The following is a 12,954-nucleotide window of genomic DNA, read 5'->3' as shown; positions in this document are numbered from 1 at the left end:
AGTTTTATGATGTGGTTGGAAATAAAAAATGATAGATATCAATGAAAAATAGAAAGAGGTTTGAGGAAATGGATATTATTTTAGGTGTAGGAACGCTACTCATTGTATTGTTAGCTATGACGTTATTTTTAAATTTTGCACCTTATGGTAAGAAAGGGCTACAAGCATTGTCGGGTGCTGCCTGTGCAACATTCTTACCACAAGCATTTTTAAGTTATGCCATTGGTGGCGTCTTTGACATTAAGTTTTTGCAGGAAATTGGTGACTTAGCCAGTAGTTTAAGTGGTGTAGCAGTCGGTTTTCTTACTTGTTTAAAATTAGGTGTCTCGCCAGTTTTTGCTGTAATCGTTGGTTTAGTACTTCACGATTTTAAATTATTACCCGCTTTTTTAGCTGCTTATTTGGTTTCATTTGCTATTAAATTTTTAGAAAAAAAAGTCCCAGAGGGCTTAGATTTAATAACTGTAATTTTATTTGCTCCTGCTGTTTCTTTCCTTCTTGCAAGTATTATGAGCCCAGGTGTTATCGCTTTATTAAAACAAATTGGTAGTGCCGTGACAGCTGTTGGTGACAACAATCCTTATGTATTAGCAATTATTTTAGGTCTTATTATTCCTGTTACAGGTATGACACCGCTTAGTTCCATGGTATTAACAAGCTTATTAGGACTAACTGGTTTGCCTATGGCGATTGGTGCACTGACATGTACAGGTAGCTCATTTGTCAATTTCATTATGTTTAAACAATTAAAAATAGGTAACGCTTCCAAAGCTTTCGCTGTTGCAGTTGAACCATTAACCCAAATAGATATTATTGCGAAGTATCCTTTGCAACTCTATGGTACCAATGCACTTATTGGTGTTGTAAACGCATGTATCGTCACATTTAGTGGATTAGTAATCAACGTGACAGGTATGGCGACACCAATTGCCGGTGCTATTGTATTGTTTGGATTTAATGACCCGATTAAATCTGTGATTACGATTATTACGGTATCAATTACTAGTATTTTATTAAGTCTAGTTATAGGAAAAATGATTAATAAATTTAATATGACTAGCTTGAATTTCAATCTACCTAGAATGAAAAAACAGACCAATTAAGGAGAGAGAAGAATGGCAAGAAAACAAGATTATCAAAGTGCTTTTGATGTTATTGGTCCAATTATGATGGGCCCATCTAGTTCTCACACTGCAGGTGCAGTGAAAATAGGCAATGCTGCGCGAACAGTATTACAGTCTGAACCTCAAAAGATTGTGATTCATTATTATGAATCATTTGCCTCCACGCACAAGGGTCACGGAACAGATTTAGCAATTATTGGTGGGTCAATGGGTTTCAGCACATTTGATGAGCGAATTAAAGACGCTATCACATTTGCGGAAGCACAAAATATTGATATAGAAATTATAGAAGAAACAAGTGCTAGCTTGGGTGAACATCCGAACTGCGCATTAATTAAATTAGATGGTAATGGAAGACATGTAGAAATTAATGGTATTTCAATTGGTGGAGGTACAATTAAGATTAAAAGTATCCACGTGGATGGGCTTTGTATCCTCATGCATCATGCATTGCCTATTTTGGTTATAGATGGAGAAGCTAATATTTCTTTAATTAACCATTTGATTAATGACTTGATTGAGTATGAAGTAGATATTAATGAAGAAATTAAAACAATTAATAATGACAAATGTTTATTGGCATTACATCTAAATAAAGCTTTAGATTTAGATAGTTTAAGTAAATTACGTGAGAAATATAAAGAATTAAATTTTTCATATATTTGTTAGAGGAGTGGCAATATGTATCATTCAATGCGAGAAATTATAGATTATGCAGTGGCACAGAACACAACATTTGCTGAAATGATGATTCATGAGGAGATGGAATTAAAAGGGATTTCAAGGGATGAAGTTCGTGCATTAATGAAACAAAATCTTGATGTTATGAGAGAAGCGTTAGAAAAAGGACTTTCTGGAGATGGTGTAAAAAGTGTGACAGGTTATACTGGACATGATGCAGTGAAACTAGATCGATATAATGAAGATTACCATGCTTTATCTGGACATGATATGGTAGAAGCTTTAAAAGGTGCAATATCGACAAATGAAGTGAATGCTGCGATGGGTATTATTTGTGCAACACCAACTGCTGGGTCATCAGGTACAATACCAGGCATATTATTCAAGTTAGAAAAAACACACGGTTTAACAGAAGCGCAGATGATTGACTTTTTATTTGCTGCAGCACTATGTGGCAAAATTATCGCAAACAATGCAAGTGTGGCAGGTGCTATTGGTGGATGTCAGGCAGAGGTGGGATCAGCCTCAGCAATTGCAGCAGCTGCAGCAGTTGAGATATTTGGTGGAACACCTGAAGAAAGTGGTCATGCGATGGCATTAGCTATCAGTAATTTATTAGGGTTAGTTTGTGACCCTGTGGCAGGGTTAGTTGAAATACCTTGTGTTATGCGTAATGCTATTGGTTCAGGCAATGGTTTAATCTCAGCTGATTTAGCGTTAGCTGGAATAAAAAGTAGAATTCCAGTAGACGAAGTGATAGAGGCGATGGATAGGGTAGGACGCAACTTGCCGGCATCGTTGAGAGAAACTGGACTGGGAGGTCTAGCTGGAACGCCAACTGGAGAAGCAATAAAGAAAAAAATATTTGGACAAACAAGTGTTGAATCTTAAAAAGTAAAGATATATCCATTGAAGGTATTGAAAAATTAAATTGAAAAAATACATGTTTCCCACTAAACTAAATTAAAAGAGGTGGGGAGACATGTTACTGAAGTTAGGGATTATTTTTATTGTGTTTGTTATAAATAGTATCGTGACGTATTACTTAACTACGAACGGTACATGGGTCAACCTATTGTTGAAATCATTATCGCTAAGTTTGATTATTGTCTTTATTTATAATTACGTAAAACTGATGATAACAATAAAACGACAAAAATAGTAATATGATTAAAATTGAATTGATAATATAGTAAAAGTATAGAAATGAAAAAAGGTTGGAACGACTAGCGTTCCAACCTTTAATTATATTTATAAAAATATCTGAAGTTCATAGTGAGTGATGTCTTTTATTATGAACTTGTGATTTCCCCGTATTCTTTCGAATGATAAGTGTCAGTATCTAAGTTGTTTGTCAATTTAGCTGTACCTGTACCAGCAAGCATAGAGTCGTTAACGTTTAATGCAGTACGACCCATATCGATAAGTGGTTCTACTGAAATCAGTACACCCGCCAATGCAACAGGTAAATTTAATGTAGATAATACAATGATAGATGCGAATGTTGCGCCACCACCGACACCTGCTACACCAAATGAACTAATCACAACAATGCCTATGACAGATAAGATAAATTGTAAATTAACTTCGACACCAGCTGCCGGTGCTACCATGATTGCTAACATTGCTGGATAAATGCCGGCACAGCCGTTTTGACCAATAGAAAGACCAAATGAAGCTGAGAAGTTTGCAATACCATCTGGCACTCCTAAACGATTTTTTTGAGTTTGAACATTGAGTGGTAAAGCACCAGCACTTGAACGAGAAGTAAATGCAAATAGCAATACTTCAGACGTTTTCTTAACAAATGTAACAGGGTTCAGTCCCATACCAGTTACAATGAGTAAGTGAATGATATACATTACAATTAATGCCGCGTAAGATGCGATTACAAATTTTCCTAATGTCCATATTGCACCAAAATCACTTGTAGCGATTGTATTCGCCATGATAGCTAAAATACCGTATGGAGTTAGACGTAATACAAACGTTACAATTGCCATTACGATATTATAAACGGCATCGATACCACGTTTAAGTAAGTGACCACTTTCAGGTTGTTTACGCATTACACGTAAGAAGGCAAAGCCAACAAATGCAGCGAAGATCACTACAGCGATTGTTGATGTTGTACGCTGACCAGTGAAATCTAAGAATGGGTTACTTGGTAATAATTCTAAGATTTGTTGTGGTAGCGTGTTAGCTGTCATATCCTTAGCTTGACTTGCGATTTCACTACCTCTTGAGCTTTCGGCACTACCTAAATCAATCGTAGATGCGTCTAAGCCAAAGACAAGTGCTGAGATAATACCGATAATTGCCGCAATTGCTACAGTCCCAATTAAGAAAATGAAGATATAGATGCCAATTTTAGCAAATTTTTCTCCAATATTAATTTTCGTAAATGCGGAAACGATTGAAATAAATATTAAAGGTATAACAATCATTTGTAAGAATGAAATATAGCCATCTCCAACTATACTAAACCAATCTGTGGTTTGTTTAGTGACCTTTGAATCCACACCGTAAATTAAATGAATAGCAATCCCAAAGACAATCCCGATGCCTAAAGCTGTAAAGACACGTTTAGGAAACGAAACATGTCTTCTTGCCATTACATATAATCCGATAAGGAAGGCCGCAAAAATAATGATGTTTAAAATTGTTAATAACATAAAAACAAGACCTACACTTTCTTTTATTTAATTTATTTTGTTAAATCCGATACGCATACTAAGGATAGTAGCAAAACGAATAATATTCAAGTCAATTACTCAAAAAAATTATAAAATTTATATGACTTTATTTTTGAAGCAGAATCGGAAGGGCTATAAATCTAGGTAGAATATGGTGTCAAGGCGTTTGTGGCTAAATCAGATAGAAATTCAATTAGGATGAAATTAAGGAAAATTTTTGATTTAGAAACTAAATAATCCATTAAAAGAAGATAATGAAGTAAACACAATTTTGGATTTAGAAAAGCTGGTAGATATTTTAATACGAATTTCGATTCGAGTAATATTATAGTTTAAAGTGACCTTAGTAAAGTCAAAATAGCGCTGTAATTTTTGAATAATAGCTATATCACAAACTGTGAAATTTTATGCAAAACAAAAAACGTCAATTTCTATACGATTTCAATAGAAATTGACGTTTTTTTAACCAAAGACTTTTTGGCTTTGGTATCATCTTTAACTTATAAATTAAAGAGGCGTGCGAAAAATCCTTTACGTTCTTCTTTGCGCTCTTCTTTAGCAAGTGGTGAAGCGTATGACGTTGTTTCTTGAGACGTGTTTGCTTGTTGTGCGTCTGGCTCATTTGTAGTAGACGATGCTGATGCGGTTTCTTTGTTATGATCTGTTTGTTGTTCAGCTTCAGAAGTTTCTTTATGTGTGTCTTGTTCAATTTGGTCATCTGTTTTATCGGCTGAATTTACTTCGGCAGCTTGCTTTTTAGTTTCTGAATTTGCTGATTGTGTCGAAGGTTGTTCGCTAATTTGTGTGATTTCTTCATCGGCAGTTTGTGTTGATACATTTTCAGAAACTGTATTTGTATGAGCATCTGCTGTGTCAGTCGCTTTTTCAGGTGTTGCTTTCGTATTTGCTTGCTCAGTTGTATTTTCAGTGAATGCATTCGCTTCATTATTAATTGAACTTTGATTTGTATGCACGCGTTCAGATTCGACATTAGACTTCACAAGTTCTGTTTGTTCTTTTTGGGAATCCTGAATGACACTTTGTGTAGATTTAATTTCATCTGTAGATGATTGAATTGCTTTCAGTGATTCTGTATTTTCTTCTAGTTTAGATGTAATTTGATCTTGCATTTTATGCAATTCTTGCTGTTGTTGGTGCACTTGATTAATCATTTGTCCGAGCATTTGGCGTTCGTCACGCATATTTTGAATTTCGGTACGTAAATCTTCTACGAGTAAAGACACATTTTGATCTGAAGGTAGGTTGTTGTCATCCTCTTTGACTAATACCTGTAGAAAATCTTTTTCCTTTTCAAGTTCTTCGAAGGCTAAATCATAGCTATTTGTCTGCTTCACTTTTTCAGCAATATCTTGGAAGAGTTCAATATCCTCTTCTTGGAAATCTGTGGCTTCGCGGCCACGGTATTCGGTTTTACTAAGTTGATAACCGCGTTCTTCTAAATGTTGAACGATTTTACGGACTTGCTTTTCACTTAGTTCAACACGTTGTGCAAATTCTTTAGTTAACATAGAAATGAGTCCTTTCATAAGTGATTTTATGTATACGGACGTTTGTCTTCGGTTAGTGAAACGTCAGTCTTACCTCTATGTTAGTCTAAACTGTTTTAACAGTGATTTCAAGTGGTGTACACTATGATTTACGTAAATCCATTTCTTCTAATAATGGGTAAATAATACTTCTAGAAATTCTGTTCGCAAATACATACTTTAATATATAGTTTGATTTAATACTTGGCCCATATATGTCTTTTGTCAGTTCTATATTAGATTTGATAAACAAATCTTTAGGTAATCCTTCTGAATATCCGTCTAAATTTGGGGCTAGATAATCTAAATCATATTGTCTTTCAAAACCATGGCTAAATAAAAACTCGCGTCTGTTACTGAGCACTTGTTGCTCATCTTCTGAAACAAGTTCTGGTTCTTTAGGTACTTCTAGCATAATAAAGTTTACATCGTGTTCATGTAATTGATTGGATAAATAATTAATTTCCTTTTCTATACGTGCCAAAGTATTTGTAATTAATTCATCGTGATCCGGTTGGTCATTTGCAATTAAATAGATTAAAAATGCAGAATTTGTTGTCGCTTCATAATGTGCAGTTGCTAAGCTAACAACTTTATCTGACTGTAAGCCTACTAAAAAGATATAATCATCTTTGGTATGTTCATTTTTTAAAGATTGTTTAAATATTTGTTCATCTTCAGATAAATCAATGTCGAATTGTCCATCATATAGTTTTAATGCTGCTTTAAATAATGGATCATCAATTGATTTGATAGTCTTAAAATCCATGAATAGATGCCCCCCAATAATAATGCGTTTATTATAACATAGTAAATAAATGGAAATCAGTGGAAATAATTTATAAAAATATTCTATGGGTCATTTATAAAAGGAATAAAATAGGAGCGAGACAGAAACCACAAAATACAAAGTGATTTCCTGCGTTCGCTCCTTATAAAGGTAGTCTATAATGTTAAGTAGCTATGTGAAAGTATTTTGTGATCTTATTAAAATAATAGTATAAATCACACTTTACTTGAGCGTAGATTAGGATTTTGGTCCATCTGTTTCTTCTGCGTAATGCTTATCTTTAATAGCACTACTTGTATATGCAGCATTTGCTTCTTGTACTTCTTCATGAGAAGAGTTATCTTTAGTTGCAATCACGAGATAGTTATTATCAAGGATCTCTTTTTTATAACGTTCTTTATCATCATCGCTAATATCATAATAAGCTAAAACAGTTTCTTCACCGTCTTCGCCAGTTAAAATTTTAGCCATTTTGTCACTGAATGAGCCACTCGTTGCTGTTAGGTTTACTTCAGAATCATGTAATTCGTCAAAATGAAGTTTTGTCTTACTAATTACTGAAATTTCAGATTCAACATATCCTTCTGACAATTTTTGCTGGATAGTTGGTAGTATTTCGTCTTTACTTTGTACGATTGTAAAATCAGCCATTAACTGTCCCTCCGTCCACTTTTCTATTGTTTATCTAATACTTTCCCTATTAACTACTAGGTAAAACGAATATATATTTATTATATAATGAAGTGGCGTATCTGACAATCTTGATTTAAAAGTAAAGAAAGCGGTTACTAACATAATTGATTATTAATAAATCTCCTTCTTTAAAGCGCTTACTTATAATATTCGTGTTGAAAATCATGCCGAAATTTGCTATCATCAGTTAATAATTTATCTAACTCATATAATCTAGAGAATATGGCTCTAGAAGTTTCTACCATGTTGCCATTAACGACATGACTATGGGTAACCAATACAATACAAAGCATTCAACTTCAATCGTTTTAGAGTTTGATCTGGGAAATGAAGTGATTAATATATTCTTCTAAAACAATTGTCGTGTTTTCAATTTCTACATAATTAGGGAAATGAATGTTGAAGGCTATCAGTTCTTTATAGTATTGCACGTTCACTCATAGATCCTGAAACTAAGTTAGTTTAGGATTTTTTTTGTATAAAAAATGAGGAGGTTTTTTGAGTGGACTTGTTAAAACGGAAAGTTGAGGCAGACGGTGTCGTCATTGATGAGAAGATTTTGAAGGTAGATGGGTTTTTAAATCATCAAATAGACGCAAAGCTGATGCACGACGTAGGACTAACGTTTTATAATCAATTTAAAAATGAAGGGATTACTAAAGTATTAACGATTGAAGCATCTGGTATTGCACCAGCAATCATGGCAGCAATGCATTTTGATGTACCATGCTTATTTGCTAAAAAAGCAAAGCCTAGCACGTTAACGAAAAATACATATCAAGCTGATATCCATTCATTCACTAAAAATACGACGAGTACTGTAGTGGTTTCAGATGAATTTTTAGACGAAAATGATCGCGTATTAATTGTTGATGATTTTTTAGCTAATGGTGATGCATCATTAGGCTTAAATGAAATTGTTCAACAAGCCAATGCTGAAACTGTTGGCGTAGGTATTGTAGTTGAAAAGAGCTTCCAACCAGGCAGAGAACGTTTAGAAACAGCAGGGTTGAAAGTATCGTCTTTATGTAAAGTTGCTTCTCTAAGTGGAAATAAAGTGACATTTGTTGAGGAACAATCATGAAGACATTTATCTTAAGTTTACAACATCTATTGGCGATGTATGCAGGCGCCATACTCGTACCAATTATTGTAGGGACAAGCTTAGATTTTACTCCAGAACAAATTGCCTTCTTAGTCACTGTTGATATTTTTATGTGTGGTGTAGCCACATTTTTACAAGTTTGGAAAGGCACAGGCACCGGATTGCCTATCGTCTTAGGTTGTACATTTACTGCCGTTGCGCCGATGATTTTAATCGGGCAAACCAAAGGCATAGGTGATTTATATGGTTCCCTTTTCTTATCAGGTATATTGGTTGTCATCATTGCTCCATTCTTTTCATATTTAGTTAAATTCTTTCCACCAGTTGTAACAGGTAGTGTCGTTACAATTATAGGTATCAATTTGATGCCAGTAGCGATGAATTATTTAGCAGGTGGAGAAGGTGCTAAAAATTTTGGTGATGTCAAAAACATCTTACTTGGTGTAATTACATTAATAGTCATATTAATTGTGCAACGTTTTACAACAGGTTTCTTAAAATCTATTGCCATATTGATTGGCTTAATTGTAGGTACAGTATTAGCGTCAATATTTGGCATTGTTGATGTGAAACAAGTTGGTGAAGCACATTGGTTTTCGTTACCACAACCATTTAGATTTTCAACATTCAGCTTTGATTTTGGCGCAACTTTAGTATTCTTTATTGTTGCGTTAGTCAGTCTGATAGAATCAACAGGTGTTTACCATGCATTAAGTGAAATTACAGGTAAGAAATTGGAAAGAAAAGATTTTCGTAAAGGTTATACAGCTGAAGGTCTTGCGATTATCTTAGGATCTATTTTTAATGCATTCCCGTATACTGCTTATTCTCAAAATGTAGGCTTAGTATCATTATCTGGTGCTAAAAAGAACAAAGTTATCTATGGCATGGTTATCTTGCTCATTATTTGTGGTTGTATTCCTAAATTAGGTGCTTTAGCAAATATGATTCCACTACCAGTATTAGGTGGCGCAATGATAGCAATGTTTGGCATGGTTATGGCATATGGTGTTAGTATATTAGGTAATATTAATTTCAAAAATCAAAATAATTTATTGGTAATCGCGGTATCAGTTGGACTAGGAACGGGTATAAGTGCAGTACCACAAGCGTTTCAAGCTTTAGGAGACCAATTCGCATGGTTAACTCAAAATGGTATTGTACTCGGTGCGATTTCAGCAATTGTTTTGAATTTCTTTTTTAACGGCATTAAGAATCAACAAAACATAGAAACTATGGAATAATGGAGCTATAAAACAAATATTAGGAGGCTGTATTCATATGTGGGAAAATAAGTTTGAAAAAGAATCTTTAACTTTTGATGATGTGTTATTGTTACCAGCAGAATCAGATGTATTGCCGAAAGAAGTAGACTTGAGCGTTCAATTATCAGAAGGTATTAAATTAAATATCCCTGTTATTTCAGCAGGTATGGATACTGTAACTGAATCTAAAATGGCAATCTCAATGGCTAGACAAGGTGGCCTAGGTGTCATTCATAAAAATATGAATATTGAAGATCAAGCAGATGAAGTTCAAAAAGTTAAACGCTCAGAAAATGGTGTTATTTCAAACCCATTCTTCTTAACGCCAGAAGAAAGTGTATATGAAGCAGAGGCATTAATGGGCAAATATCGTATTTCAGGTGTACCTATTGTTAACAATGAAGAAGAAAGAACATTAGTCGGTATTTTAACAAACCGTGATTTACGTTTTATTGAAGATTTTTCTATTAAGATTTCAGATGTTATGACTAAAGAAAACTTAATTACAGCACCTGTAGGCACTACTTTAGATGAAGCTGAAGAACTATTACAGCAACATAAGATAGAAAAATTACCGTTAGTTAAAGATGGTAAATTAGAAGGTTTAATCACAATCAAAGACATTGAAAAAGTACTTGAATTCCCAAATTCTGCTAAAGACAAACTTGGCAGATTGCTAGTTGGAGCAGCAATTGGTATTGCAAAAGATACAGATATTCGCGCTGAAAAATTAGTTGAAGCGGGTGTAGATGCCTTAGTTATTGATACAGCTCATGGACATTCTAAAGGTGTTTTAGAACAGGTTAAACACATTAAAGAAAAATTCCCACAAGTGACATTAGTTGCCGGAAATGTTGCGACTGCTGCAGGTACTAAAGCTTTATACGAAGCTGGTGCAGATGTTGTCAAAGTAGGTATTGGACCTGGCTCAATTTGTACGACTCGTGTTGTTGCTGGTGTAGGTGTGCCACAAATTACAGCCGTGTATGACTGTGCAACAGAAGCACGTAAACATGGAAAAGCTATTATTGCTGATGGTGGTATTAAATTCTCAGGAGACATCATCAAAGCATTGGCAGCTGGTGGACACGCTGTGATGTTAGGAAGCTTACTTGCAGGTACTGAAGAAAGCCCTGGCGCAACAGAAGTATTCCAAGGTAGACAATATAAAGTATACAGAGGTATGGGTTCATTAGGCGCAATGGAAAGTGGTTCTAACGATCGTTACTTCCAAGAAGATAAAGCCCCTAAAAAATTCGTGCCTGAAGGTATTGAAGGTCGTATTGCTTATAAAGGTCCATTACAAGATACGATTTACCAACTTATGGGCGGTGTGAGATCAGGTATGGGTTACACTGGTTCAAGAAACTTAGAAGCATTAAGAGAAGAAGCACAATTTACACGTATGGGACCTGCTGGATTAGCAGAAAGTCACCCACATGATGTGCAAATTACTAAAGAATCACCAAATTATTCATTCTAAGTTAAAAGGAGATTTAAAGTTATGGAAATGGCGAAAGAGCAAGAGCTCATACTTGTTTTAGATTTTGGTAGCCAATATAACCAATTAATTACACGTCGTATACGTGAAATGGGTGTGTATAGTGAACTGCACGACCATGAAATCAGCATTGAAGAAATTAAACGCATGAATCCGAAAGGGATTATCCTTTCAGGAGGACCAAATTCAGTATATGAAGAGAACTCTTTTACGATAGACCCAGAAATTTACAATTTAGGTATTCCTATTCTAGGTATTTGTTATGGTATGCAATTAACAACTAAATTGTTAGGCGGGAAAGTTGAACGTGCCAATGAAAGAGAATACGGTAAAGCAGTGATTAATGCGAAAACGGATGAATTATTCTTCGGACTTCCTGAAGAACAAAATGTTTGGATGAGTCATTCAGATAAAGTGATCGAAATCCCAGAAGGTTTTGAAGTGATTGCAGATAGTCCAAGCACAAACTATGCAGCAATTGAAGATAAATCACGCCGTATCTATGGTGTTCAATTCCATCCTGAAGTACGTCATACTGAATTTGGTAACGATTTATTACGTAACTTCGTACGTCGTGTGTGTGAATGTACTGGTGAATGGTCAATGGAAAACTTTATTGATATTGAAGTTGAAAAAATCCGCGAACTTGTTGGTGATCGCAAGGTGCTATGTGCAATGAGTGGTGGTGTAGACTCATCTGTTGTTGCTGTATTATTACACAAAGCGATTGGTGACCAATTAACATGTATTTTCGTAGACCATGGTTTATTACGTAAAGGTGAAGGCGACATGGTTATGGAACAATTTGGTGAGGGCTTCAACATGAACATCATTCGTGTCGATGCTCAAGAACGTTTTATGAACAAATTGCAAGGTGTGTCAGATCCGGAACAAAAACGTAAAATCATTGGTAATGAATTCGTTTATGTCTTTGATGATGAAGCATCTAAGCTAAAAGGTGTAGATTTCTTAGCGCAAGGTACATTGTATACAGACGTTATTGAATCAGGTACAAAAACAGCACAAACGATTAAATCACATCATAATGTAGGCGGATTGCCTGAAGATATGGAATTCCAATTAATTGAACCTATTAATACATTATTCAAAGATGAGGTACGTGAATTAGGTATCGAATTAGGTATTCCAGAACACTTAGTATGGAGACAGCCTTTCCCAGGTCCAGGTTTAGGTATTCGTGTGCTGGGTGAAATTACAGAAGATAAACTTGAAATCGTACGCGAATCAGATGCGATTTTAAGACAAGTCATTCGTGAAGAAGGTCTTGAACGCGATATATGGCAATACTTCACAGTGTTACCTGGTATTCAATCTGTAGGTGTCATGGGAGACTACCGGACGTATGATCATACTGTTGGTATTCGCGCAGTGACATCCATTGATGGTATGACAAGTGACTTTGCGCGTATTGATTGGGAAGTCTTACAAAAAATTTCAAGCAGAATTGTTAATGAAGTAGACCACGTGAACCGTGTTGTCTATGATATTACATCTAAGCCCCCAAGTACCATCGAGTGGGAATAATATATAG

12 protein-coding genes and 1 riboswitch are annotated in these 12,954 nt (G+C 35.0%); of the genes, 8 read left to right on the top strand and 4 right to left on the bottom strand.

The window, feature by feature from the left end:
- Positions 1–68 precede the first annotated feature (68 nt).
- From HMPREF2586_RS04665 to HMPREF2586_RS12965, 4 genes are all read left to right on the top strand, one after another.
- On the top strand, positions 69–1,103 hold the full coding sequence (locus tag HMPREF2586_RS04665) for a PTS sugar transporter subunit IIC (RefSeq protein ID WP_070658206.1): 1,035 nt from the start codon (positions 69–71) through the stop codon (positions 1,101–1,103).
- Positions 1,104–1,115: 12 nt separating this feature from the next.
- Positions 1,116–1,793, top strand: coding sequence for an L-serine ammonia-lyase, iron-sulfur-dependent subunit beta (gene sdaAB / locus HMPREF2586_RS04660; protein WP_070658207.1), 678 nt, complete (start codon positions 1,116–1,118; stop codon positions 1,791–1,793).
- 12 nt (positions 1,794–1,805) lie between these two features.
- Positions 1,806–2,696: an L-serine ammonia-lyase, iron-sulfur-dependent, subunit alpha gene (sdaAA, locus tag HMPREF2586_RS04655; RefSeq protein ID WP_046207051.1), complete on the top strand. Its 891-nt coding sequence runs from the start codon at positions 1,806–1,808 to the stop codon at positions 2,694–2,696.
- Between the two features lie 91 nt (positions 2,697–2,787).
- A complete protein-coding gene (locus HMPREF2586_RS12965) occupies positions 2,788–2,967 on the top strand; it encodes a hypothetical protein (protein ID WP_071562246.1) in 180 nt (59 codons plus the stop codon).
- Positions 2,968–3,097: 130 nt separating this feature from the next.
- On the opposite strand, the gene HMPREF2586_RS04650 is transcribed toward HMPREF2586_RS12965, so the two are convergent.
- The 4 genes from HMPREF2586_RS04650 to HMPREF2586_RS04635 all read right to left on the bottom strand — a co-directional run bounded on the left by HMPREF2586_RS04650 (position 3,098) and on the right by HMPREF2586_RS04635 (position 7,489).
- Positions 3,098–4,480, bottom strand: coding sequence for an L-cystine transporter (locus HMPREF2586_RS04650; RefSeq protein ID WP_046207050.1), 1,383 nt, complete (start codon positions 4,478–4,480; stop codon positions 3,098–3,100).
- 521 nt (positions 4,481–5,001) lie between these two features.
- The gene (locus HMPREF2586_RS04645) at positions 5,002–6,030 is read right to left on the bottom strand and encodes a hypothetical protein (RefSeq protein ID WP_070812651.1); all 1,029 of its coding nucleotides are present in this window, start codon (positions 6,028–6,030) and stop codon (positions 5,002–5,004) included.
- A 121-nt stretch (positions 6,031–6,151) separates the two neighbouring features.
- Positions 6,152–6,817, bottom strand: coding sequence for a hypothetical protein (locus HMPREF2586_RS04640; protein ID WP_070658209.1), 666 nt, complete (start codon positions 6,815–6,817; stop codon positions 6,152–6,154).
- Between the two features lie 258 nt (positions 6,818–7,075).
- Positions 7,076–7,489, bottom strand: a complete 414-nt coding sequence (locus tag HMPREF2586_RS04635) for a general stress protein (RefSeq protein ID WP_046207047.1) — start codon at positions 7,487–7,489, stop codon at positions 7,076–7,078.
- A 226-nt stretch (positions 7,490–7,715) separates the two neighbouring features.
- Positions 7,716–7,818: riboswitch (purine riboswitch) on the top strand.
- Positions 7,819–8,033: 215 nt separating this feature from the next.
- Here HMPREF2586_RS04635 and xpt point away from each other — a divergent pair.
- From xpt to guaA, 4 genes are read left to right on the top strand one after another with little or no spacing between them, the layout of a single operon-like run.
- Entirely contained in the window at positions 8,034–8,615 is a 582-nt protein-coding gene (xpt, locus tag HMPREF2586_RS04630) for a xanthine phosphoribosyltransferase (RefSeq protein WP_046207046.1), read from the top strand.
- Positions 8,612–9,880: a xanthine permease PbuX gene (gene pbuX / locus HMPREF2586_RS04625; RefSeq protein ID WP_064209624.1), complete on the top strand. Its 1,269-nt coding sequence runs from the start codon at positions 8,612–8,614 to the stop codon at positions 9,878–9,880. The genes xpt and pbuX overlap by 4 nt, the downstream gene beginning before the upstream one ends.
- Before the next feature lie 37 nt (positions 9,881–9,917).
- Entirely contained in the window at positions 9,918–11,384 is a 1,467-nt protein-coding gene (gene guaB, locus HMPREF2586_RS04620) for an IMP dehydrogenase (protein ID WP_064209623.1), read from the top strand.
- A gap of 21 nt (positions 11,385–11,405) precedes the next feature.
- Positions 11,406–12,947 carry a glutamine-hydrolyzing GMP synthase gene (gene guaA, locus HMPREF2586_RS04615; RefSeq protein ID WP_019469906.1) on the top strand — a complete coding sequence of 514 codons (1,542 nt, stop codon included), beginning with the start codon at positions 11,406–11,408 and terminating at the stop codon, positions 12,945–12,947.
- Positions 12,948–12,954 lie beyond the last annotated feature (7 nt).

The sequence above is a fragment of the Staphylococcus sp. HMSC034G07 genome (genome assembly GCF_001835975.1).
Taxonomy (GTDB): domain Bacteria; phylum Bacillota; class Bacilli; order Staphylococcales; family Staphylococcaceae; genus Staphylococcus; species Staphylococcus ureilyticus.
Note: the sequence above shows the minus strand (reverse complement) of the source record. Positions and strands in the feature narration are given on the sequence as shown.